Raw genomic sequence first — 22,998 nt, forward strand, 5'->3', positions numbered from 1 at the left:
GGGTGCCGCCGCGATGAATCCCGCGCGGCCCGGAGCGCAGTAGAGCCACGCCAGGCGTGGCTGCACGGCGTATCAGGCGCCCAGCGCTTCGGGCAGCAGGGCGTCGACGAAGGCTTCCGGATCGAACACGCGCAGGTCTTCCGGGCGCTCGCCGATGCCGGCGAAGCGGATCGGAATGCCGAACTCGCGGGCCAGCGCGAACACCACGCCGCCCTTGGCGGTGCCGTCCAGCTTGGTCACCACCAGGCCGGTCACGTTCACTGCAGCGTTGAACTGGCGCAGCTGCGACAACGCATTCTGGCCGGTGGTGCCGTCGATCACCATCAGCACTTCATGCGGCGCGCTGGGGTCGATCTTGCCGAGTACGCGGCGGATCTTGCCCAGCTCGTTCATCAGCCCGGACTGGGTGTGCAGGCGGCCGGCGGTGTCGGCGATCAGCACCGAGGTGCCACGTGCCTTGCCGGCCTGCAGTGCGTCGAATGCCACCGACGCCGCATCCGCGTTCTGCCCCTGCGCGACCACGGCCACGCCGTTGCGCTCGCCCCAGGCCTGCAGCTGGGCCACAGCGGCGGCACGGAAGGTATCGCCGGCGGCCAGCATCAGGCTGTGGCCATCGTCCTTGAAGCGCTTGGCCAGCTTGCCGATGGTGGTGGTCTTGCCGACGCCGTTGACGCCGACGGTCAGCACCACGAAGGGCTTGGCAGTGCGATCGATCACCAGCGGCTTGGCCACCGGCTGCAGGATCGCGATCAGTTCGGCGCGCAGCGCGGCCAGCAGCGCGTTGGCGTCGGCGAACTCGCGCGACTTCATGCGCTTGCGCAGGCCTTCAACCAGGTCGGTGGTGGCACCCACGCCGACGTCGGCGGTGATCAGTGCGGTTTCCAGCTCGTCCAGCAGGTCATCGTCGAGCTTGGGGTTGCGCGAGAACAGGCCGCCGAAGCTGCGCGCGATGACGCTGTTGCGCAGGCGCTCGCGCCAGCCGGGCTTGCCGGCGGGCGCCGGCACGGCGTCGACCGACGCGGTTGCCGGCAGATCGTCGCTGGCCGCTACCGCTACCGGAGCCGGCGAGGGCGGCAGCGCGGGTGCGGCTTCGATGGCTGGGGCGGCGACGTCGATCTGTGCCGCCGCAACCGCCGCGCTGGCCACCGCGGCGACCGGAGCGGGCTCGACCGCAGCAGGTTCGGCGGCGACCGGCGCGGGCACCGCCGGGGGCGGCTCGATTGCTGCCGGCGTGGCCGGCGCAGGCGTAGTGGGCGCAGTTACCGGCGCGGGCTGCTTGTCCTCGACGGGCGCGGCCGACGGGAACGCCGCCGCCAGCTCTTCAGCCGAGTAGTGCTGGGTCTTGGCGGCCTCCGTTGCGGGGGCATCCTGGGGCTTCTTGCGGCGGAAAAAACTGAGCATTGGCAAAAGGCGCTGAAATCAGGGGGATATGCTACCACTCGGGCCTGTCTGGCCGATGTGGACTCAAGGTCGCGGCCGATCGGCCGTTAACCGGTTCGGAGGGCTGCGCAGGGCGGCCCGGAGACCGCGATGAACAACGTGATGGGAATCGCTCTCGGCGGGATGCGCGCGGCCCAGCAGGGTGTGCAGGTGGCCGCGCACAACGTGGCCAACCTGGCGACGCCCGATGCCCAGCGCCTGCAGCTGCAGCGCAGCAGCGTAGAGCCGGGCGGGGTGCAGGCCGAAGTGACCACGACGGCGGCCGATCCCGGCGCGCCGCTGGGTGACCTGCTGGCGGCGAAAGCCGAGGTGCTGGCCTTCGCTGCCAATGCCACGGTGATCCGCCGCCAGGACCAGATGCTGGGTTCGCTGTTGGACCGGGAAGCCTGAGCCCCCTCGGCAGGTGCCAACCGTGGTTGGGCCGCTCGACCCGCCCGGGTCGGTGCCCACCTTGGTTGGCACGCGTCCTGGGCGCCAACCAGGGTTGGCCTCTACCCGAGCATCGCCGGGCCATGCCCGGCGACCACTCTGCCGATCAGGCCGACAGCTCCAGCAGCAGCTTGTTCAGGCGTGCCACGTACGCGCCCGGGTCCTTCAGGCTGTCGCCGGCGGCCAGCGCGGCCTGGTCGAACAGCACCCGGCCGAGGTCGTCGAAACGCGTGCCGTCCGCTTCGGCATCGAGCTTGGCGATCAGCGGGTGGCCCGGGTTGATCTCCAGCACCGGCTTGCTGTCCGGCACCTTCTGTCCGCTGGCCTCGAGGATCTGGCGCATCTGCAGCCCCAGGTCCTGTTCGCCGATGGCCAGTACCGCCGGCGAATCGGTCAGGCGGTGCGAGACCCGCACCTCGGCCACGTCGTCACCCAGTACCGTCTTCAGGCGCTCGACCAGGCCCTGCTTGTCCTTGGCCGCGGCTTCCTGTTCCTGCTTGTCCGCTTCGGTTTCCAGCGCGCCCAGGTCGAGGTCGCCACGCGCGATGTCGACAAAGCCCTTGCCGTCGAAATCGGTCAGGTAGCCCATCAGCCACTCATCGATGCGGTCGGTCAGCAGCAGCACTTCCACGCCCTTCTTGCGGAACACTTCCAGGTGCGGACTGTTGCGGACCTGGCTGTAGCTCTCGCCGGTCAGGTAATAGATCTTGTCCTGGCCTTCGGTCATGCGGCCGAGGTAATCGGCCAGCGACACGTTCTGCGCATCGCCATCGCCGCGGGTGGAGGCGAAGCGCAGCAGCCCGGCCACCTTCTCGCGGTTGTTGTAGTCCTCCGCCGGGCCTTCCTTCAATACCTGGCCGAATTCCTTCCAGAACGTGGCGTACTGCTCCGGCTTGTCGGCGGCCAGCTTTTCCAGCATGTCCAGCGAACGCTTGGTCAGCGCCGCCTTCATCGAGTCGATGACCGGGCCGGACTGCAGGATCTCGCGCGAGACGTTCAGCGACAGGTCGTTGGAGTCGACCACGCCCTTGATGAAGCGCAGGTACAGCGGCAGGAACTGCTCGGCCTGGTCCATCACGAACACGCGCTGCACGTACAGCTTCAGGCCCTTGGGCGCATCGCGGTGGTAGAGGTCGAACGGTGCACGGCCGGGCACGTACAGCAGCGAGGTGTACTCGAGCTTGCCTTCGACCTTGTTGTGGCTCCACGCCAGCGGGTCGCTGTGGTCGTGCGCCACGTGCTTGTAGAACTCGGTGTACTCGGCGTCGCTGATCTCGGTGCGCGGGCGCGTCCACAGCGCGCTGGCGCGGTTGACGGTCTCCCATTCGAGCGCAGCGCCTTCTTCGCCGCCTTCCTTGGGCATCTGGATCGGCAGGCCGATATGGTCCGAGTACTTCTTGAGGATGCTGCGCAGGCGCCAGCCGTCGGCGAAGTCATGCTCGCCGTCCTTCAGGTGAAGCACGATGCGGGTGCCGCGCTCGGCCTTGTCGATCGTGGCGACTTCGAAGTCGCCTTCGCCGCGCGAGGTCCAGCGCACGCCTTCGCCCGCGGCCAGGCCGGCGCGGCGCGAGGTCACTTCGACTTCGTCGGCGACGATGAAGGCGCTGTAGAAGCCGACGCCGAACTGGCCGATCAGCTGCGAGTCCTTCTTCTGGTCGCCGGACAGCTGGCGCAGGAAATCGCCGGTGCCGGACTTGGCGATGGTGCCGAGGTGGGCGATGGCTTCGGCGCGGCTCATGCCGATGCCGTTGTCTTCGATGGTGATGGTGTGTGCGCTGGCGTCGAAGCTGACGCGCACGCGCAGCTCGTTGTCGCCTTCCAGCAGGGCTGGCTGGGTCAGGGCTTCGAAGCGCAGCTTGTCGGCGGCGTCGGCGGCATTGGAGACCAGCTCGCGAAGGAAGATCTCCTTGTTGGAGTACAGCGAGTGGATCATCAGCTGCAGCAGCTGCTTGACTTCGGTCTGGAAGCCAAGGGTTTCGGTCTGGTGGGTCTCGGTCATCGATAAGGCTCCGTGTGCAATGCCGCGCCGGCGCGTGCGGCCCTGCCAAGGGGTATGGCTGATTGTCCCGAAATCAAGGGGTTGGTCGGCCGGGCTGCGCCCGGCACCCGCAGAGGCGACCGCGACAGCAACGGCGGGCATTCCGTGGGAGGGCGGGGCACTGTGGGTTTGCGGGGACGCCGTGAACCCCCCTCCGGGGTCCGGCCCAGCCGCTGGCGGCTGTGCGTTCGGGCGCTTGCGAAGCAGTGCTTCGCAAGCAAAGCGCCCTCACCCATGGGGGCTCGATGGCGCCATCCATGGCGCCAACGGTCCTGCCAACCCACACCGCCCCGCCTCTGACAGGTATCGAAATGAAACCGGGGTCAGATCCCTTTTTCCGCAGGAAAACGGATCTGACCCCAAGAGTCGTTCCGGCGTCCCTCAGGAAACCCGCTTTTGACGTTGCTTCGGCCGTTGCTGTGGCTTCTGCGGGTGCCGGGCAATGCCCGCCCGAACTACAATCCCGCCCATGCTGAATTTCTCGAATGAACCCCGCCGGGGGCGCTGGTGAACGGCCGTGCTGGCAATGACGGCCAGGTCCGCATCATCGGTGGCCGCTGGCGCAACACCCGCCTGCCGGTGCCGACCCTGCCGGGCCTGCGGCCCAGCAGCGACCGCGTGCGCGAGACCCTGTTCAACTGGCTGATGCCCAAAGTAGGCGGTGCCCGGGTACTGGACCTGTTCGCCGGCAGCGGCGCGCTGGGGCTGGAGGCGGTCTCGCGCGGCGCCGCGCACGCCACCCTGGTCGAGCGTGATGCGCAGCTGGGGCGCAACCTGACCGCCGTGGTCGCCAAGCTGCAGGCCGCCGGCCAGGTCGCGGTGGTGCAGGCCGATGCGCTGCGCTGGCTGCAGGGGGCGCCGGCACAGCAGGCCGACCTGGTCTTCATCGACCCGCCGTTCGCCGATGGCCTGTGGCAGGACGTGCTGGCCCAGCTGCCGCGGCACCTGGCCGCCGATGCCTGGCTGTACCTGGAGTCTCCGGCCGGCCACATACCGGTGCTGCCGCCGGAATGGCTGCTGCACCGCGAGGGCGGCACCCGCGAGGTGCGCTTTGCCCTGTACCGCCGCGCCACTGCTACACTTTGACCTCGTCTGAACATTTGCAACCGCCCATGACCGTGGCCAACCGCCGCATTGCCGTCTACCCCGGCACGTTCGACCCGATCACCAATGGTCATATCGACCTGGTGAGCCGGGCAGCACCGCTGTTCGAAAAGGTCGTGGTCGGCGTGGCGCAGAGCCCGTCCAAGGGCCCCGCGCTGCCGCTGGAGCAGCGTGTGCAGCTGGCGCGTGGCGCGCTGGGCCACCATGGCAATGTCGAAGTCATCGGCTTCGATACCCTGCTGGCCCATTTCGTCCGCTCGGTCCAGGGCGGCGTGCTGCTGCGCGGCCTGCGCGCGGTGTCCGACTTCGAGTACGAGTTCCAGATGGCGAGCATGAACCGCCACCTGATCCCGGAGGTCGAGACCCTGTTCCTGACCCCGGCCGAGCAGCACAGCTTCATTTCGTCCTCGCTGGTCCGCGAGATCGCACGCCTGGGTGGCGACGTGTCCGGCTTCGTGCCGGCCGCGGTGCTTGAAGCCCTGCGCAAGGTCCGCGAAGCGAAGGCGGCACAGTCGTAAGTCCTGCTGTACCTGCACCCCATTACGTACAACACCACGCACCATTCCGGGAGGAAACCCATGAACACCACCATGCGCGCGATGCTGATCGCTTCGTTGGCCCTGGCCTTCACCGCCTGCAAGAAGGAAGAGGCCGCTCCGGTCGACGAGGCCAAGCAGGCCCTGGTCGCTCCGGCCAAGGATGACGATGCAGGCTGGAAGAAGTACCTGCAGGAAGTGGCGATCCAGAACATGGGCAACATCAACAACAGCCCGTTCCTGTACTACCTCTCCCCGGAATCGGACCCGGACTTCCAGTCCAAGTACGAGCGCCAGACCGAAAGCGCGACCCAGGCCGTGGCCCGTGGCGTGCAGCCGGGCAACATGCTGGCCTTCGGTTCGTCGGCCTCGGGCAAGATGGCTGACATGATCCAGGCCGTCTTCAAGGACGTGTCGCCGGATTCGATGAAGGGCGTGCGCGTCGTCTTCATCGGCCAGTCGGCTGACAACGCCCGTGTCCAGGCTGCCGTGCAGCCGACCGGTGCCGAGTACATTTTCGTCGAAGCCAAGTAATACCGAGCCATGGCGGCCATGCTCCGGCATGGCCCGGGCGGCACCCCGCGACGGGTGCCGCTGATGACCTGACCGGCCCGCGCGCCCGCGCGGGCCGGTCCTTGTCCCAAGGCGCGGGCGAGGAGTATCGCCATGTCGCTGAAAATCAACGAGCTCTGCGTCAACTGCGACGTCTGCGAGCCGGCCTGCCCGAACCAGGCCATTTCGATGGGTGAAACCATCTACGTGATCGACCCTGCCCGCTGCACCGAATGCGTGGGCCATTTCGACGAACCGCAGTGTGTGGTCGTCTGCCCGGTCGAGTGCATCGACCCGGACCCGGAGATCGTGGAAACGGAAGACCAGCTGCTGGCCAAGCTGCGCCAGCTGCAGCACGATCACCCCGAACTCTATGCGGAGCCCTCATCCGAATGAAGACGCTGATCGTCCGTCCCCTGCTGCTGCTCGGCCTGCTGCTGAGCCCGATCGCCTGGGCCGACAGCCCGGCCCGTGCCCAACGTCCTGATGGGGCGGCCATTGCCAGCGGCCACGCGCTGGCCACCCAGGCCGGCATCGATATCCTGGCGCAGGGCGGTAATGCCTTCGATGCCGCCGTGGCGGTGTCGTCCACGCTGGCGGTGGTGGAACCGATCAGCTCCGGCCTGGGCGGTGGCGGCTTCTTCCTGCTGCATGACGCGGCTACCGGCAAGGACGTGATGCTGGACGCACGCGAGACCGCTCCGGCCGCTGCCACCCCGCAGGCCTTCCTCGACAAGCAGGGCAACCTGGACCGTGACCGCTCGGTCAATGGTGCGTGGTCGGCCGGCATTCCGGGCCTGCCCGCAGCGCTGGTCGAGCTGTCCGCAAAGCACGGCAAGCTGCCGTTGTCGGCATCGCTGCAGCCGGCGATCCGCATCGCGCGCGAGGGCTTCCCGGTGTACGACCGCATGGCCAAGGGCTATGCCTCGCGTCGTGAAGTGATGGAGCGCTACCCCGGTACCCGCGAGGTCTATCTGCGTAACGGCAGGCCGATCGCCAGCGGCGACCTGTTCAAGCAGCCGGAACTGGCGCAGACGCTGGAGCGCCTGGCGGCCGGCGGCTTCGATGGCTTCTACAAGGGCCAGACCGGCGCGCTGCTGCTGGCCGGGGTCAAGCAGGCCGGCGGCAAGTGGACCGCCGCGGAGCTGGCCGGCTATCGCGTGAAGCAGCGCGAGCCGATCGTCTTCAACTACAACGGCTGGAAGATCACCACCGCGCCGCCGCCGTCGTCCGGTGGCATCGCCCTGGCCAGCATGCTGCAGATCCTGGAAGGCTGGGACATCAAGACGCTGGATCCGGCGCACCGCACCCACCTGGTGGTGGAATCGATGCGCCGTGCCTACCGTGACCGCACCTTCTTCCTCGGCGATCCGGACTTCGTGCAGATCCCGCAGAAGGTGCTGACCAGCAAGGATTACGCGCAGGGCCTGCGTGCCACCATCCATCCGGAGAAGGCCACGCCCAGCGACCTGCTGTCGGGCAACCCGACCCCGCTGGAGGACGACGAAACCACCCACTTCTCGATCATCGACCGGGATGGCAATCGCGTGGGTGCGACCCAGACCGTCAACCTGCTGTATGGCTCGGGCCTGATTCCGAAGGGCACCGGCGTGCTGCTGAACAACGAGATGGATGACTTCGCGTTGAAGCCGGGTACGCCCAATGCGTTCGGCGTGATGGGCTACGAGGCCAATGCGCCGAAGGCCGGCAAGCGCATGCTCAGCTCGATGACCCCGACCTTCATGGAGAACGCCGACAAGGTGGTGGTGCTGGGCACGCCGGGTGGCAGCCGCATCATCACCATGGTGCTGCTGGGCATCCTCGGCTACGACGCCGGGCTGGACGCGCAGCAGGTCGCGGCACTGCCGCGCTACCACCACCAATGGCTGCCGGACCTGATCGAAGCCGAGGACGATGCGTTCGACGCTGACACCGTGAAGCAGCTGCAGGCGATGGGGCACAAGATCGACCTGCCGGGCGAGGTCGCCGTCGGTGGCCGGGGCTCCAGCCACGTATGGGGCAACCTGCAGACCGTGGAATGGGACCGCAGGACGAACACGCTGTTCGGCGGCAGTGACCCGCGCAATCCGGTTGGCAGCGCCCAGGTCGTGCCGGCACGTTGAGCCGGCGCTGCCCGCCGCTGGCCGGCGCAAATCGCAAGCCCAGCGAAACCCCGCCGCCAACGGCGGGGTTTTCTGTTTCCTTTCTAGCGATTATTTAACGAGCCGGCGCCGATAATCGGCACATGAAACTCTGGTCTATTCGTGGAAACTCGCAGCGCCTCGATGGTGGTGCGATGTTCGGCAACGCGCCGCGCGCGTTGTGGGAAAAATGGGCGGCTCCGGACGAGCTCAATCGCATCGAACTGGCCTGCCGTGCGCTGCTGGCCAGTCCGCTGGAAGGCAAGACGGTGCTGTTCGAAACCGGTATCGGCGCCTTCTTCGAACCGCGCATGCGCGAGCGTTACGGCGTGCAGGAGAGCCAGCACGTACTGATCGATTCACTGCGCGAAGCCGGCTTCGAGCACGAGGACATCGACGTGGTGGTGCTCAGCCACCTGCACTTCGATCACGCCGGTGGATTGCTGGCGGCGTGGAGCGAAGGGCGTGAGCCCGAGCTGCTGTTCCCCAATGCAACCTATGTGGTGGGTGCGCAGCATTGGCAGCGCGCGCAGCAGCCGCACCCGCGTGATCGGGCCAGCTTCATTCCAGAACTGCCAGGCCTGCTGCAGGCCAGTGGCCGCCTGGAAGTGGTGGACGGCGAGTACTCGAAAGCGCTGGGGCGCAGCGTGCGTTTCAGCTACAGCGACGGCCATACGCCGGGCCTGATGCTGGCCGAGATCGTCGGCCAGGCACAGGCGGGCGAGGGCACGCACGGTGGCGTGGTGTTCTGCGCCGACCTGATCCCGGGGCGCTCCTGGGTCCACGTGCCGATCACCATGGGGTACGACCGCAACGCCGAACTGCTGATCGACGAAAAACGGCAGTTCCTCGAAGACAAGCTGGCGCGCAACGTGCGCCTGTTCTTCACCCACGATCCGCAGGTCGCGCTGGCGCAGCTGGGGCGCGATGACAAGGGCCGTTTCGTGACCCTGCACGAGCAGGGTGAGCTGAAGGCACGCGCCCTCGGGTGAAGGCAGCGCCGGGCCGACGCTCGGCGCTACCGCAGAAGGCAGGCCTTACGAGGCCTTCAGGCAGCTGCTCATGAAGGTCTTGCGCGCATCACCGGCCAGTTTCTTGGCGCCGGCGTCGGCATTGCATTTGCGCATGCGTTCCTGCTGCGGATTGACCGCCTTGGTGTCGGCGGCGTGGCCGCTGAGGCAGGAGCTCTGCGCGGTCTTGTAGGCGTCACCCTTCAGCCCCTTGTTCTTGGCCGAGCACTCGGCCATGCGCTGCTGCTGCGGGGTGGTGGCGTTGGCGGCCAGGGGCAGGCCGACCAGCAGGGCGGCGACCAGCAGGAAAGAGGCTTTCATCGGGAGCTCCAAGGGGTGGCGGGTGCGCGGAGCATTCGCTTGCGGGCAGCAAGGCCACGTGAAGAATCGGCTTCCCGGCCCAGCCCGCTTGCAGCAGCATTCAGATCGGCGAAATACTTAGCCATATGGGTAAGTATGATCCGTCCATCAACGCGGTCTTCCAGGCCTTGGCCGACCCCACCCGCTGCGCGATCGTGGCCGCGCTGGGGCAAGGGCCGCGCACGGTATCGACGCTGGCTGAACCCTTCGAAATGGCCTTGCCCTCGCTGATGAAGCATCTGGCCGTACTGGAGCGCAGCGGCGTGGTGCGCAGCCGCAAGCAGGGCCGCGTGCGCACCTGTGAACTGGTACCGGCGCGGCTGGGCCAGGCCGAACGGTGGCTGGCCGGGCAGCGCGCGGCATGGGAAGCACGCGCCGACCGCATGGTCGATTTCGTCGAAACCCTTCACCAACAGGAGCAGGCCCATGGCCGAAGACGCAGGCAACATCCCTGACACCGACCTGGTCATCAGCCGCGTGCTGAACGCACCGCGCGCTGCGTTGTGGCGGGCCTGGACCGCCCCCGAGCTGCTGCGCCAGTGGTGGTGCCCGAAACCGTGGACGACCGAAGTGCGCGCCTTTGAGCTGCGCGCGGGCGGGGCCTTCCATACCGTCATGCAGGGCCCCGACGGCGGCAGCAGTGACAATCCGGGCAGTTTCCTGGAGATCGTGCCGCAGCAGCGACTGGTGTTCACCTCGATGCTGGGCCCGGGCTGGCGGCCGCAGTCACCGTGGCTGGGCTTCACCGCCATCATCACGATGGAGGACGAGGGGCAGGGCTGCCGCTACACCGCACGGGTGATGCACCCGGACAAGGCCCTTCGAGACCAGCATGAGCAGCTGGGCTTCTTCGATGGCTGGAACACCGTCATCAACCAGCTGGAGGCCTTCGCAGCCGGTCTCTAGGCGGCTGGGGTCAGATCCCTTTCTGCAGGAAAGGGTTCTGACCCCGAGGGCGATCAGCCGACGCGGGTACCGAAGATGCGGTCACCGGCATCGCCCAGGCCAGGCAGGATGTAGCCCTTGTCGTTGAGCTGGGCGTCGATGGCCGCGGTGTAGATCTCCACATCCGGGTGCACCGCCTTGACCGCTTCGATGCCTTCCGGCGCGGCGACCAGGAAGATGCCCTTGATGCGGCGGGCGCCAGCGCGCTTGAGCATGTCAATGGTGGCGATGAGGGTGCCGCCGGTGGCCAGCATCGGGTCCAGGATCAGCGCATCACGCTCTTCCAGGCGGCCGGTCAGGCGCTCGAAGTAAGGCACCGGCTGCAGGGTTTCTTCATCACGCTGCAGGCCGACCACGCTGACGCGGGCGGCCGGGATCAGCGACAGCACGCCGCTGAGCATGCCCAGGCCGGCACGCAGGATCGGCACCACGGTGATCTTGGCGCCGGCAATGCGCTGCACGGTGACCGGGCCGGCCCAGCCGGGCAGGGTATGCGGCTCGGTGTCCAGGTCGGCGGTGGCCTCGTAGGCCAGCAGCGTGCCCAGCTCGTTGGCCAGTTCGCGGAAATCCTTGGTGCTGAGCGCAGCGTTGCGCATCAGGCCGATCTTGTGCTGCACCAGCGGGTGGCGCACTTCGACGATCTTCATGGTCGGGAAGGGGAAAAAGGAGAGAGGCGGCCATTTTGCCGGATCGGCGGGCCGAACCCCAAACCGGGCCACGGCGGCGTTACCCGAAATGTGCAGATGCATGTCATGGCCATGCAACCTTGCGGACATACCGTGCAGACCCATTCTTAACAGGAATGGGGATTCCCAGTGCATATCAAGACTCCGTTGGCCGTTGCCATCACCCTGACCCTGGCGATGGGGGCCGCAGCACCGCTGCAGGCAGCCGGGCAGCAGGCGATCGCCGCCACCGGCGCCGTGGCCGCCGATGCGGTCGACCTGGACCGCATCGAAGTGCGTGCCCAGCTCGAAGCGCAGATCCGCGCGGTCGACCTCAAGCGCAGCAGCAACGCCATCGAAGACGCGGTGTCCTCCGACGCCCTCGGCCAGTACCCGGACAAGAACGTGGCCGAGTCGCTGCAGCGGCTGCCGGGCATCAGCGTGACCCGCGACCAGGGCGAAGGCCGCTACGTGGTCGTGCGTGGCCTGGATGCCAACCTCAACAGCGTCAGCGTCGATGGCATCGCCATCGGCACCCCGGACAACTCCAGCCGCGCTGCGCCGATGGACGTGATTCCGTCCGACTCGACCGAGCGCCTGCGCGTGGTCAAGTCGCCGACCCCGGACATGCCGGGCGACGCCATCGGCGGCGCGATCCTGGTCGAGACCGCTTCGGCATTCGATCGTGACGGCCGCAGCCTGCGCGCCAAGATCGAGGGCAGCCACCAGCAGCTGTCCGGCGAGACCAGCCCGAAGGCGGCGTTCAACTACAGCGAGGTGTTCAACAACACCTTCGGCATCGCCGCCGGCGTCAACTACCAGAAGCGTACGTTCGAATCGGACAACAGCGAAGTCGAGTACGGCGATGTCAGTGGCAACAAGGACCTGACCACCACCCGTCCGGGCGAGATCACGGCGCTGAACCTGCAGAACCGCAAGTACGAGATCGAGCGCAAGCGCATTGGCGCCAACCTCAACCTCGACTGGCGCCCGAACGAAGACAGCCGCTACTACCTGCGCACGCTGTACAGCCAGTTCGACGACGCTGAAACCCGCCAGCGCGTGATCTTCAACTTCAACAGCGCCGACATGATCGCAACGGGCACCGACCAGTACCGCCTGGCCGGCATGCCGAAGGACTCGATCGACAAGCGCATGCGCTACCGCACCAAGGAAGAGAACACCTTTGCCGCCAGCCTCGGCGGCGAGAACAAGCTGACCGATGCGGTGCTGGATTACAAGATCGGCTACACCCGTACCGAGGAGCGCGTGGACGATGAGATCGAGTCGCGCTTCAAGCTCAATGGCAAGGCGTTCAACGGCACCCTGGACCAGCGCAGCCGGCTGCCGACCTACACCTTCGACAACAACCAGTGGCTGGACAACGGCAACTACAAGTTCGACCGCGTGGTGGCCAAGCCGAAGAAGGTGGATGACGAAGAGCGCAGTGCACAGGTCAACATCCGTTTCGACGGTGACAACAGCAGCTACAAGTTCGGCCTGCTCGGCCGTTGGCGCGACCGCGATGTGAATGTCGATGAGGCTTCGCTGCGGGTGGGCCCGGCGATCAAGCTCAGCGACTGGACCACTGCGTCGCCGGAACATCGCCACGGCCCGATGGGGCAGGGCATGGATTCGTCGGCGATGCGCAGCTACTGGTCGCAGCACAGCGGCGAGTTCAGCGCGCGCCCGCAGGATGCCGGTGGCAACGCCGCGACCTCGCTGGAAGGCGACTACACCGCGAGCGAGGACGTCTTCTCCAGCTATGCGATGGGTACCTGGGACATCGGCGCGCTGCGCGTGATCGGCGGCGTGCGCGTGGAGAACACCCGCTTCAGTGCCACCGGCAACCGCGTGGACGTGGCCAAGGACGGCCGCTCGTACAGCGCAACCCGGGTGAGCGCCAGCAAGAGCTACAACAACGTGCTGCCGGGCCTGCACCTGCGCTACGACGCCAGCAACGACTGGGTGTTCCGCTTCGCCGCCAACAAGACGGTGGCGCGCCCGGGCTTCGGCGATGCCTCGCCGCGCATCGGCCTGGCCCGCAACGACAATGAAGTGCGCCTCGGCAACCCGGACCTGGACCCGTACGAGTCCACCAACATCGACCTGTCGGTGGAGAAGTACATCGGCGACAGCGGCATCCTTTCGCTGGGCGTGTTCCACAAGTCGATCGACGGCTACATCGTGCAGGTCCGCCAGGCGGGTACGGCCGGCATCTATGACAACCTGCCGGTGGTGACCTCGATCAATGGCAACAAGGCCAAGGTGCGCGGCGCCGAGTTCAACTGGCAGCAGCAGCTGTCGTTCCTGCCGGCGGGCTGGGATGGCCTGCTGGTCGGCGCCAGCGGCACCTGGCTGGACACCGATTTCGACCCTGGCCTGGCCAAGCGTGCCGGTGAGGATTTCACCCTGCCGCGTGCGTCGAAGAACGTGTACAGCGCCCACATCGGCTACGAAAAGTACGGCCTGAGCACGCGCGTGGCTGCCGTGCACCGCAGCGAGTATCTCGACACCCTCGGTGCCGGCCGCGCATTCGATATCTTCGTTGCGCCCAACACCCAGCTCGACTTCTCGCTGGACTACAAGTTCACGCCGCGCGTGAGCATGTACTTCGAAGCGCAGAACCTGCTCGACAAGCCGCTGGAGCTGTACCAGGGCACGCGTTCACGCACCCTGCAGATGGAAGAATATGGGCGTACCTACGCGCTGGGCCTGAAGGTGGCCCTGTGATGGGGCGCCGCATCATCCTGCTGGCCGCCGCATTGACGGCCACCCTGGCAGCCGGCTGCACGCCGGCCACCGGCAACGATCCGGCCGCGGCACCGGCGGCAGCGAAGCCCCCCGCCGAGCGTGCGGTGGCGACCATTGCCGAGGCCTTCCTTTCGCCGATGACGCCGGCCGACAACATCGACTCGCCGGCCGCCTGGCGTGCGCCGGACGGCGCCGTATGGCTGATCGCAACCGCCAAGGCCACCGACAAGCTGGTGGTCTATGACGGCAGCACCGGCCAGCACCTGCGCGATGTCGGCAGCAGTGGCACCGCGCCGGGGCAGTTCGACCGCCCAAACGGCATCGCGGTGACCGACGATCTGCTCTGGATCGTGGAGCGCGACAATCACCGCGTACAGGTGCTGGGACTGCCGGACTTCACGCCGCTGGCGACCTTCGCTGCGGACGACCTGCGCAAACCGTACGGGCTGTGGGTCGACCGCCGTGCCGATGGCTACAGCGTCTACGTCACCGACTCCTGGGACAACGGCGAGGATGCGCAGGGGCGTGACATCCTGCCGCCGCTGGCCGAGCTGGACAAGCGCGTGCGCCAGTACCACGTGACCCGCGACGGGGCCAGGGTCGAGGCAACGCGGGTGGCCAACATCGGCGACACCACCGAGGCGGGGGCACTGCGCGTGGTCGAGTCGATCTGGGGCGACCCGGACAACGACCACCTGCTGATCGCCGAAGAGGACGAGAGCTACGCCAGTGAGTTCAAGGTCTACACCCTGGCCGGCCGTTTCACCGGCACCACCTTCGGCCGCGACGTGTTCAAGGCGCAGGCCGAGGGCGTGACCCTGCGGACCTGTGGCAACGACGGCTGGTGGATCACCACCGAGCAGGGCAAGCAGCGCAGCGTGTTCCACCTGTTCGACCGGCATACGCTGAAGCCGGTCGGTGCCTTCCAGGGCAACACCGTGGCCAACACCGATGGCATCTGGATGATGCAGCAGCCGAGTGCGCGCTTCCCGCATGGCGCGTTGTACGCGGTGCATGATGACCAGGGCGTGGTGGCGTTCGACTGGGAGAGCATCGCCAGGCAGCTGGCACTGCCGCTGGAGTGCGGCGCATGAGCGGGCGATGCATGATGCGCACGCTGGCGTTGGGCCTGCTGCTGGCACTGCCGGCGCTGTCGATCGCCGCGGCCGAGCCGAATACCCAGGTGCCGGCGGGCAGCCACCACTACGCAGCGACGACGGTGCCGGATCGCATCGTCGCCTCGCCCGCCATCGACCCCAGCCACGGCTTCGCCGTGGCCTGGCGTACCGATGGCAGCGTGCAGGCGCCGTTGCTGGAGATCGCCCTGGCCGCTGATTCGCCGGCCATCGAGGGCGTGCGCCAGGTACGGGCGACGACGCGGGCGCTGCAGACCGAGAACGGGCTGTCGCACCATCATCGTGCCGACATCGACGGCCTGCAGCCGGATACCCAGTACGTCTACCGCGTGCAGGGCAATGGCAGCTGGAGTGCCTGGAACCAGCTGCGGACGCTGGCCGGCGCAGGCCAACCGCTGACCCTGCTGTACTTCGGCGACACCCAGAACAAGAACGTGAGCCATGTCAGCCGTGTGGTGCGTGCCGCGCAGAAGACCGCGCCGCAGGCACGCGTGAGCCTGTTCGCCGGTGACCTGGTCAGCGGCGGTGACAACATGGACGACAGCGAGTGGGGCGAGTGGTTCGCGGCGACGGCCTGGCTGGCGCAGGAAACGCTGGTGGCGCCGGCGATCGGCAACCACGAGTACTTCGAGGAGTTCGAAGGCACGCCGCAGGAGCGCCGCGTGCTGGGCCGGCACTGGCCGGTGACCTTTGCGCTGCCGGGCAATGGTGCCGCCGCCGCGCAGCAGACCAGTTACTGGTTCGATGCACAGGGCGTGCGCGTGGCGGTCCTCGATGGCACCTCGGCGCTCGACCTCGGTACCGCCAGGGCGCAGGCTCAGTGGCTGGACGCGGTGCTGGCCAGCAACCCGCAGCCGTGGACCATCGTGCTGCTGCACCAGCCGTTCTATTCGCCGCGTGAGGGCCGGGAGAACGCCGCGCTGCGTGACGTGCTGCTGCCGGTGGTACGCCGCCACAATGTCGACCTGGTGCTGCAGGGCCACGACCACACCTATGGCCGACGCGGCGAAGGGCAGGCCGCCACGCCGCAGTACGTGGTGACCGTGGCCGGGCCGAAGCAGTACCGCCTGTCTGACCAGGCGCGCAGGACGATGGATCCCGTGGCCGAGGACACCCAGCTGTTCCAGGTGCTGCAGATTGATGCGAACCACCTGCGCTATGAGGCACGCACGGTCACTGGCCGCCTCTACGATGCCTTCGAGCTGCGCCGTGATGCCAAGGGAGGCAAGCAGCGCCTGGAACTGACCGAGGGGCGCATCGCACCGCGCGACTGCCCGCGCGCGCAGACCGCCAAAGGTCGCGCCGACCGTTGCTGGGAATGAGGACACACCGATGATCGCTTCCCGTCGCATCCTTCCCCTTGCCGCCATCGGCGCGGCCCTGTTGCTGCTGGCCAGCGCGGTGACCGCCGCCGATGCGGTGCTGCATCCGTTCCTGGTGGCGCAACCGAAGCAGGCCCCGCAGGAAGTCAACCTGGCGGTGGAGATCCCCGCCGGCAGCTTCACCAAGTACGAGATCGGGGAAGACGGGCTGGTCCATGTGGATCGGTTCCAGTCGATGCCGGTCGCGTACCCTGCCAACTACGGATCGATACCGCGCACGCTGGCGGGCGACAACGATCCGCTGGATGCACTGGTGCTGACCCGCGAGCCGCTGCATCCCGGCGTGATCGTGCGTTTCCGGCCGATCGGCTACCTGAAGATGATCGATGGGGGCGAGCACGACGAGAAGATCATTGGTGTGCCGACCGACAGCATCGACCCGACCTATGCCGGCATCCGCGACCTGGCCGACCTGCCGGAGATCGAACGGCAGCGCATCGAGGCGTTCTTCCGGGTCTACAAGGACCTGCCTGGCGGGCGAAACCCGGTACAGCTCAATGGCTGGGGCAACGCGGCCGAAGCGCGTGCGCTGGTCAGCGAAGCGATGCAGCGGTTCGGGAAGTAGATCCACGCCAGGCGTGGATGATCGGGCACGCGCATCGTCTTCACCACTGCTGGCTATCATGTGCGCCATCCACAACGAAGGCGGTGCAAGTGTCGGTAGCGTTGCTATGGTTCCGTCGCGATCTGCGGCTGCAGGACAATCCGGCCCTGCAGGCCGCGCTGGAGGCGGGCCATCAGGTGGTGCCGGTCTATATCCATGCGCCGCATGAAGAAGGCGAATGGGCTCCCGGTGCGGCCTCCGATGCGTGGCGGCAGCGCTCGCTCGCTGCGCTGGACGGCGAGCTGCGCGCGCGCGGTTCCTCGCTGGTGCTGCGCGCGGGCGACAGCCTGGAAGCCTTGCAGGCGCTGATCGAACAGAGCGGCGCCGAGGCGGTGTACTGGAACCGCAAGTACGAACCGGCGACGCAGCCGCGCGACGCGGCCATCAAGCGCACGCTGCGCGGGCAGGGCATCGATGCGCAGAGCTGCAACGGCAGCCTGCTGTTCGAGCCGTGGGACATCGCGACCCAGCAGGGGCAGCCGTACAAGGTGTTCACGCCGTACTGGCGCAACGTACTCAGCCATTGGCACCTGCCTCCGCTGCAGGCGGCACCGCAATCGCTGGGCGGGCACGCGTTCGAAAGCCTGGCATTGGACGAGCTGCGGCTTGCCCCCGCGCTGGACTGGGATGCCGGCTTCTGGGAGCACTGGCAGCCAGGCGAAGCGGGGGCGCTGGAGGCGCTGTCGGTGTTCGAGGAGGGCGCCCTGCGCGGCTATCGCGAGCAACGCGACCTGCCGGACCGCATCGGTACCTCACGGCTGTCGCCGCACCTGCATTTTGGCGAGATCGCTCCGTGGCGCATCGCCCATGCACTGGAGGGACTGCGCAGTGCTGGCACCGATGCCGATATCGATGGTTACCTGCGCCAGCTGGGCTGGCGTGATTTCGCCTACCACCTGCTGCACCACTTCCCGAAGACGCCCACCGACAACCTCAACCCGCGCTTCGACCGCTTTGCCTGGGCCACGCCCAGCGCGGCGCAGCTGCGGGACTGGCAGCGCGGCAACACCGGCGTGCCGATTGTCGATGCGGGACTGCGTGAGCTGTGGCAGACCGGCTACATGCACAACCGCGTGCGCATGATCGTGGCCAGTTACCTGTGCAAGCACCTGCGCGCGCACTGGCTGCATGGCGCACGCTGGTTCTGGGACACCCTGGTCGACGCCGACCTGGCCAACAACACGATGGGCTGGCAGTGGGTGGCCGGCACCGGCGCCGATGCCGCGCCTTACTTCCGCGTGTTCAATCCGGTGACCCAGGCCGAGAAGTTCGATCCGCAGGCCCGCTACATCAGCCGCTGGGTCCCCGAACTGGCCGCGCTGCCGGTGAAGGCCCGCTTCGCACCCTGGCAGCATCCGCTGTTGCTGGCCGCGCATGCGCCAGGCTATCCGCGCACGCCATTGGTCGATCTGGCGGCGGGGCGGGATGCTGCGCTGGCGGCCTACCGCCAGTCGGGAGCAGGGTAAAGCGCTGGCTGAGCGGGCCGGTCAGTTAGCTGAACGCGGCCCTGTCGGCGTTCCGCATCATCATCCCGACATCGCATTTGGCTGTTTATTCTCTTTGCGCCCGCAAGCCGCCGGCCCGACCGGAAACCAAGGAGAACCCCATGATCCGCAACACCACCCGCAACGTCGCACTGGCCCTGATGAGTGCGGCCGTCCTGTCGGCCTGCGCCACCGGCGGCTCCTACGTGCAGAGTGACCAGTACGGCAACCCGACCGAGCAGCAGAACCGCACCGGCCGCAATGCGCTGATCGGTACCGCCATCGGCGTGGCCGCCGGCCTGCTGACCGGCGACAGCGCCACCGAGCGCCGCCAGCACGCCCTGATCGGTGCCGGTATTGGTGCACTCAGCGGCGCCGCTGTCGGCCAGTACCAGGATCGCCAGGAACGCGCACTGCGCGAGCGCACCGCCAACACCGGCATCGATGTGCAGCGCCAGGGCGACAACATCATGCTGAACCTGCCGGACGGCATCACCTTCGACTTCGGCAAGGCGACCCTGAAGCCGCAGTTCTATGGCTCGCTCAATGGCGTGGCCGGCACCCTGCGTGACTACAACCAGACCATGATCGAAGTGGTCGGCCACACCGACAGCATCGGCAGCGACGCGGTCAACAACCGCCTGTCCAAGGAACGCGCCGACTCGGTCGCGCAGTACCTGATCGGCCAGGGCGTGCAGAGCGTGCGTATCGAAACGCTGGGCGCCGGCAAGTCGTACCCGATTGCCGACAACAGCACCGATGCCGGCCGCGCGAAGAACCGTCGCGTCGAAATCCGCGTGATTCCGCTCAAGCAGTAACGCATAGCGTTACTGCTTGAGCCGGTCCGGCCATCGGCCGGAACGAAAATGCCGCCCTTGCAGGCGGCATTTTTGTGGGTGCCGAGCTTGCTCGGCACGCTGATGGCGCTTCTTATGCCGCCGAGGCGGCAACCTTCTCCAGGATCCGCTTGCCGCTGCTTTCCAGGGCGGCGTCTTCCTGTGCCTTCTGCTGCTGCGCCAGCTTTGCGCCGGGGCACTGGGCCAGCATGTAGTTGGCGTCGAAATTGAGCTTCTCGACCAGGAAATCGACGAACGCACGCACCTTCGGCGAGACCAGGCGGCCCCCGGCGAATACCGCATTGAAGTCCACTTCCGGGCCGGTCCAGCCGGCCAGTACGCGGCGCACCATGCCCGACTCGACGAACGGCTTGGCCATCACGTCGCCGGTCAGCAGCAGCCCTTCGCCACAGACCAGTGCACCATTGAGCGCAGACATGTCGTTGGCGGTCATCAACGGCGTGACCGGGAAGTCGCGCAGCTCACCGCCGTTCTCGCCCAGCTGCCAGGTGAAGCGCGGCGAATTGCCCGTGTGGTACGGCTTGCGCATGGCCAGGATGCGATGGAACTGCAGTTCTTCCGGGTGCAGCGGTTCGCCATAGCGCTCGATATACGCCGGGCTGGCGAACACCTGCGTGCGCAGGCTGCCGAGCTTGCGCGCGACCAGGTTGGAATCGGGCAGGGCACCAACGCGCAGGGCGAGATCGGCTTCACCGGCGATCAGGTCCAGCTTCTCGTTGCCCAGATGCATGTCCAGGCGGATCTCCGGGTACTGCGCATGGAACTGGCCCAGCAGCGGCGCGATCCAGGTGATGCCGATCGAGTACGGCACGGTGAAGCGCAGCCAGCCGCGCGGGCCCGACTGCAGCTGGCTCACCGCGCTTTCGGCTTCTTCCAGTTCGCGTGCGATGCGCTGGCAGTGTTCGTGATAGATCGAACCGGCCTCGGTCAGGCCGAGCCGGCGCGTGGTCCGGTGCAGCAGGCGCGCGCCCAGGCGCGTCTCCAGTTCCTGCACCTTGCGGCTGACCGTGGTCTTGGGCAGGCCGAGCGATTTGGCAGCGGCAATGAAGCTGCCTTGCTCGACCACCTTGACGAAGATCAGCGTCTCGTTGAGATCGTGGGACATGGTCGGGGATCCTGGACGTCGGGGATGGGACAATCGTGACAGAACGATTGGACCGGGAGCGGGATGATTATTCCCCTTAATCAGGACTAATCAAGTAAAGGTTTGAGGTCTATCGTGGCGCCATTCGTTATTTGGAGCCCGTCCGCCATGAGCCTGCGCAACATTCTTGCCCGACTCCGGAACGCCGGCCAGACCACCCTGGACCTGGCGATGACCGTTGAAGCCCGCCCGAGTTCCTTGGTGCACAAGGATTTCCGGGAGTTTACCGCGCCCATGCGTCAGCAGCGTGGCGGTGCCGTCCGCCTGGTCCCGCACAAGGGTGACCGACTGCGTCGAATTGGGACTATCCCGGATTTGGGAGGAAATGTCCCGTGAATGGGATACTGACGCCCGAGGTCCTGGTCCTCGGCGGCACCGGTGCCGTCGGCCAGGGCGTGGTCGGCGCCTTGCTGGAAGCCGGCAGCCCGGTGCTGGTGGTCGGCCGCGATCCGGGCCGGCTGGCGGCGCTGCATGAGCAGTTCGCCGATGAGCCCGGGCTGGAAACGCTGCTCGGCTCGCTCAGCGATGACGGCTCGGCACGCGCGCTGGCCGAACGCATCGCGCAGCGGCCACGCCCGCTCGCCGCGGTGATCGCCGCCATGGGTGGCCCCTATCGCCGCGGCCGCGTGGTCGATCGCAACGGCGACGAACTGCTGGGCGCGCTGCAGGCCGACCTGATGCCGCACGTCCACGCGGTCCGCCACCTGCTGCCGCTGCTGCAGGACAACGTGCACGCGCGCCGCTACGTGATGATCGGCAGCCCGGCGGCGGTCAAGCCGTGGGCTGGCTACGGCGAGAGCTCGATCACTGCGGCGGCGATGCGCATGTACGCGCAGGTGGTGCACCAGGAAGCGCAGGCGATCGGCGTGCGTGCGCAGATGCTGGAAGTGTGCAGCCCGGTGTGCACGCCGGCCAACGCGGCCAACGCCTGCATCGAATGGCCCAGTTCGCTGCTGGTGGGCCGTCGCGTGGTCTCGCTGCTGGATGGCTGCCGCGACAACCGCGCCATCGTCCGCTGCGACAGCAGTGATGCCGAGCTGCCACGCGGCCTGCTGCACCTGGAAATTCCTCCCCTCTGGCGCGATACCGCAGGCGTCGCTTGACCTCGACCATGGTTGAGGTCGCAGTATGCGCCGCCGATTTTTGCTCCATCCCAATTAGCTGTACCACCCCTCCGTACGGATGCATGCCATGACTTCCCCCAACACCACCCCACATCGTTTCGGACATCGCATCGCGATGGCCGGCGTGTCGATCCTCGCCGCGGCCGTGCTTGCAGCCTGCAGCGGCGGCCATGCCGAAGAGGCCGGTGCGCCGCCGCCGCCGCAGGTCAGTGCTGCGCCGGTGCTGGTCAAGCAGGTCAGCCAGTGGGACGAGTTCAGCGGCCGCGTCGAAGCGGTGCAGAGCGTTGAACTGCGCCCGCGCGTGTCCGGCTACATCGACAAGGTCAACTACGTCGAAGGCCAGGAAGTGAAGAAGGGCGAAGTGCTCTTCACCATCGACGCGCGCAGCTACCAGGCCGAGTACGATCGCGCCGCCGCCGAACTGGCCCGTGCCCGCACCCAGGCTACCCTGGCCCGCAGCGAGTCCGAGCGTGCCAAGCGGCTGTCCGAGCAGCAGGCGATCTCCACCGAGACCGCCGAGCAGCGCCGTGCCGCCGCCGACCAGTCCGGTGCCGCCGTGCAGGCGGCGCAGGCAGCACTGGATGCTGCCCGCCTCAACCTGGAGTTCACCAAGGTGCGTGCACCGATCGACGGCCGTGCCGGCCGCGCGATGGTCACCGCAGGCAACCTGGTCACTGCCGGCGATAGCGCCAGCGTGCTGACCACGCTGGTGTCGCTGGATACCGTGTTCGTCTACTTCGATGCTGACGAAAGCACCTTCCTGCGGTACGCGCAGATGGCACGCAAGGGCGAGCGCCCGAGCGAGCGCGACAGCGACCTGCCGGTGAAGGTCGGCCTGTCCGGTGAAGAGGGTTACCCGCACTCGGGCAAGGTCGATTTCCTCGACAACCAGGTGGCCCGCAGCACCGGCACCATCCGCGTCCGCGCGCTGCTGGACAATGCCGATCGCCAGTTCACTCCGGGCCTGTTCGCCCGCGTGCAGCTGCTCGGCAGCGGCCAGTTCCAGGCCATGCTGATCGACGACAAGGCCGTGCTGACCGACCAGGACCGCAAGTACGTGTACGTGGTCGACAAGGATGGCAAGGCCCAGCGCCGCGACATCCAGCTCGGCCGCACCGCCGAAGGCCTGCGTATCGTCGAGCACGGTCTGGCCGCCGGCGACAAGGTGATCATCGACGGCGTGCAGAAGGTCTTCATGCCGGGCATGCCGGTGCAGGCCAAGGCCGTGGCGATGCAGCCGCAGGCTGCGCCGGCACCGGGCCGCGACGCCACCGCCGCGCTGAACCACTGATC

Annotated in this window: 23 protein-coding genes; 18 read left to right on the plus strand and 5 right to left on the minus strand. The window is 67.4% G+C overall.

What is annotated here, in order from left to right; translation table 11 throughout:
- Window positions 1-72: 72 nt before the first annotated feature.
- Window positions 73-1,401, minus strand: a complete 1,329-nt coding sequence (gene ftsY / locus Q0P60_RS15435) for a signal recognition particle-docking protein FtsY (RefSeq protein ID WP_294995339.1) — start codon at window positions 1,399-1,401, stop codon at window positions 73-75.
- 129 nt (window positions 1,402-1,530) lie between these two features.
- Between ftsY and Q0P60_RS15440 the strand changes: the two genes are divergently transcribed.
- A complete protein-coding gene (locus tag Q0P60_RS15440) occupies window positions 1,531-1,830 on the plus strand; it encodes a hypothetical protein (RefSeq protein WP_294995342.1) in 300 nt (99 codons plus the stop codon).
- Between the two features lie 145 nt (window positions 1,831-1,975).
- Here Q0P60_RS15440 and htpG read toward each other — a convergent pair whose 3' ends face one another.
- Entirely contained in the window at window positions 1,976-3,868 is a 1,893-nt protein-coding gene (gene htpG, locus Q0P60_RS15445) for a molecular chaperone HtpG (protein ID WP_294995344.1), read from the minus strand.
- A 546-nt stretch (window positions 3,869-4,414) separates the two neighbouring features.
- Between htpG and rsmD the strand changes: the two genes are divergently transcribed.
- The 6 genes from rsmD (at window position 4,415) to Q0P60_RS15475 (ending at window position 9,232) form a co-directional block, all read left to right on the plus strand.
- Window positions 4,415-4,993: a 16S rRNA (guanine(966)-N(2))-methyltransferase RsmD gene (gene rsmD / locus Q0P60_RS15450; RefSeq protein WP_294995347.1), complete on the plus strand. Its 579-nt coding sequence runs from the start codon at window positions 4,415-4,417 to the stop codon at window positions 4,991-4,993.
- 26 nt (window positions 4,994-5,019) lie between these two features.
- Window positions 5,020-5,529 (plus strand): pantetheine-phosphate adenylyltransferase, encoded by a 510-nt coding sequence (coaD, locus tag Q0P60_RS15455; protein ID WP_005409091.1) that lies wholly within the window; start codon window positions 5,020-5,022, stop codon window positions 5,527-5,529.
- A gap of 60 nt (window positions 5,530-5,589) precedes the next feature.
- Window positions 5,590-6,081, plus strand: a complete 492-nt coding sequence (locus Q0P60_RS15460) for a hypothetical protein (protein WP_294995351.1) — start codon at window positions 5,590-5,592, stop codon at window positions 6,079-6,081.
- 132 nt (window positions 6,082-6,213) lie between these two features.
- A complete protein-coding gene (locus tag Q0P60_RS15465) occupies window positions 6,214-6,495 on the plus strand; it encodes a YfhL family 4Fe-4S dicluster ferredoxin (protein WP_294995354.1) in 282 nt (93 codons plus the stop codon).
- Window positions 6,492-8,222: a gamma-glutamyltransferase gene (gene ggt / locus Q0P60_RS15470; RefSeq protein ID WP_294995356.1), complete on the plus strand. Its 1,731-nt coding sequence runs from the start codon at window positions 6,492-6,494 to the stop codon at window positions 8,220-8,222. Before Q0P60_RS15465 ends, ggt begins: the two co-directional genes overlap by 4 nt.
- A gap of 122 nt (window positions 8,223-8,344) precedes the next feature.
- Complete coding sequence (locus Q0P60_RS15475; RefSeq protein WP_294995358.1) at window positions 8,345-9,232, plus strand: MBL fold metallo-hydrolase; 888 nt, start codon at window positions 8,345-8,347, stop codon at window positions 9,230-9,232.
- A gap of 45 nt (window positions 9,233-9,277) precedes the next feature.
- Here the strand turns inward: Q0P60_RS15475 and Q0P60_RS15480 are convergent, their stop codons facing one another.
- Window positions 9,278-9,571 carry a PsiF family protein gene (locus tag Q0P60_RS15480; RefSeq protein WP_294995361.1) on the minus strand — a complete coding sequence of 98 codons (294 nt, stop codon included), beginning with the start codon at window positions 9,569-9,571 and terminating at the stop codon, window positions 9,278-9,280.
- Between the two features lie 125 nt (window positions 9,572-9,696).
- On the opposite strand from Q0P60_RS15480, the gene Q0P60_RS15485 reads away from it, so the two are divergent.
- Both Q0P60_RS15485 and Q0P60_RS15490 read left to right on the plus strand, forming a co-directional pair.
- Window positions 9,697-10,065 (plus strand): metalloregulator ArsR/SmtB family transcription factor, encoded by a 369-nt coding sequence (locus Q0P60_RS15485; protein WP_294995363.1) that lies wholly within the window; start codon window positions 9,697-9,699, stop codon window positions 10,063-10,065.
- A complete protein-coding gene (locus Q0P60_RS15490) occupies window positions 10,037-10,516 on the plus strand; it encodes an SRPBCC family protein (RefSeq protein WP_294995367.1) in 480 nt (159 codons plus the stop codon). The genes Q0P60_RS15485 and Q0P60_RS15490 overlap by 29 nt, the downstream gene beginning before the upstream one ends.
- 53 nt (window positions 10,517-10,569) lie before the next feature.
- Here the strand turns inward: Q0P60_RS15490 and upp are convergent, their stop codons facing one another.
- Window positions 10,570-11,202 (minus strand): uracil phosphoribosyltransferase, encoded by a 633-nt coding sequence (gene upp, locus Q0P60_RS15495; protein ID WP_005409099.1) that lies wholly within the window; start codon window positions 11,200-11,202, stop codon window positions 10,570-10,572.
- A gap of 168 nt (window positions 11,203-11,370) precedes the next feature.
- On the opposite strand from upp, the gene Q0P60_RS15500 reads away from it, so the two are divergent.
- From Q0P60_RS15500 to Q0P60_RS15525, 6 genes are all read left to right on the plus strand, one after another.
- Entirely contained in the window at window positions 11,371-13,953 is a 2,583-nt protein-coding gene (locus Q0P60_RS15500; protein WP_294995370.1) for a TonB-dependent receptor, read from the plus strand.
- The gene (locus Q0P60_RS15505) at window positions 13,953-15,068 is read left to right on the plus strand and encodes a phytase (RefSeq protein ID WP_294995372.1); all 1,116 of its coding nucleotides are present in this window, start codon (window positions 13,953-13,955) and stop codon (window positions 15,066-15,068) included. Before Q0P60_RS15500 ends, Q0P60_RS15505 begins: the two co-directional genes overlap by 1 nt.
- 11 nt (window positions 15,069-15,079) lie before the next feature.
- Window positions 15,080-16,432, plus strand: a complete 1,353-nt coding sequence (locus Q0P60_RS15510; RefSeq protein ID WP_294995512.1) for a metallophosphoesterase family protein — start codon at window positions 15,080-15,082, stop codon at window positions 16,430-16,432.
- Window positions 16,433-16,442: 10 nt separating this feature from the next.
- Window positions 16,443-17,057: an inorganic diphosphatase gene (locus tag Q0P60_RS15515; RefSeq protein WP_294995375.1), complete on the plus strand. Its 615-nt coding sequence runs from the start codon at window positions 16,443-16,445 to the stop codon at window positions 17,055-17,057.
- Window positions 17,058-17,146: 89 nt separating this feature from the next.
- Window positions 17,147-18,562 (plus strand): deoxyribodipyrimidine photo-lyase, encoded by a 1,416-nt coding sequence (locus tag Q0P60_RS15520; RefSeq protein WP_294995515.1) that lies wholly within the window; start codon window positions 17,147-17,149, stop codon window positions 18,560-18,562.
- Window positions 18,563-18,702: 140 nt separating this feature from the next.
- Window positions 18,703-19,398, plus strand: a complete 696-nt coding sequence (locus Q0P60_RS15525) for an OmpA family lipoprotein (RefSeq protein ID WP_008267948.1) — start codon at window positions 18,703-18,705, stop codon at window positions 19,396-19,398.
- 112 nt (window positions 19,399-19,510) lie between these two features.
- On the opposite strand, the gene Q0P60_RS15530 is transcribed toward Q0P60_RS15525, so the two are convergent.
- Window positions 19,511-20,542, minus strand: a complete 1,032-nt coding sequence (locus tag Q0P60_RS15530; RefSeq protein WP_053463371.1) for a LysR family transcriptional regulator — start codon at window positions 20,540-20,542, stop codon at window positions 19,511-19,513.
- Window positions 20,543-20,689: 147 nt separating this feature from the next.
- Between Q0P60_RS15530 and Q0P60_RS15535 the strand changes: the two genes are divergently transcribed.
- The 3 genes from Q0P60_RS15535 (at window position 20,690) to Q0P60_RS15545 (ending at window position 22,996) form a co-directional block, all read left to right on the plus strand.
- A complete protein-coding gene (locus Q0P60_RS15535; protein ID WP_294995384.1) occupies window positions 20,690-20,917 on the plus strand; it encodes a hypothetical protein in 228 nt (75 codons plus the stop codon).
- Window positions 20,914-21,684 (plus strand): SDR family oxidoreductase, encoded by a 771-nt coding sequence (locus Q0P60_RS15540; RefSeq protein ID WP_294995387.1) that lies wholly within the window; start codon window positions 20,914-20,916, stop codon window positions 21,682-21,684. The genes Q0P60_RS15535 and Q0P60_RS15540 overlap by 4 nt, the downstream gene beginning before the upstream one ends.
- An 88-nt stretch (window positions 21,685-21,772) precedes the next feature.
- Entirely contained in the window at window positions 21,773-22,996 is a 1,224-nt protein-coding gene (locus Q0P60_RS15545) for an efflux RND transporter periplasmic adaptor subunit (RefSeq protein ID WP_053449411.1), read from the plus strand.
- Window positions 22,997-22,998: the final 2 nt, after the last annotated feature.

The organism is uncultured Stenotrophomonas sp. (assembly GCF_945952405.1).
Lineage (GTDB): Bacteria > Pseudomonadota > Gammaproteobacteria > Xanthomonadales > Xanthomonadaceae > Stenotrophomonas.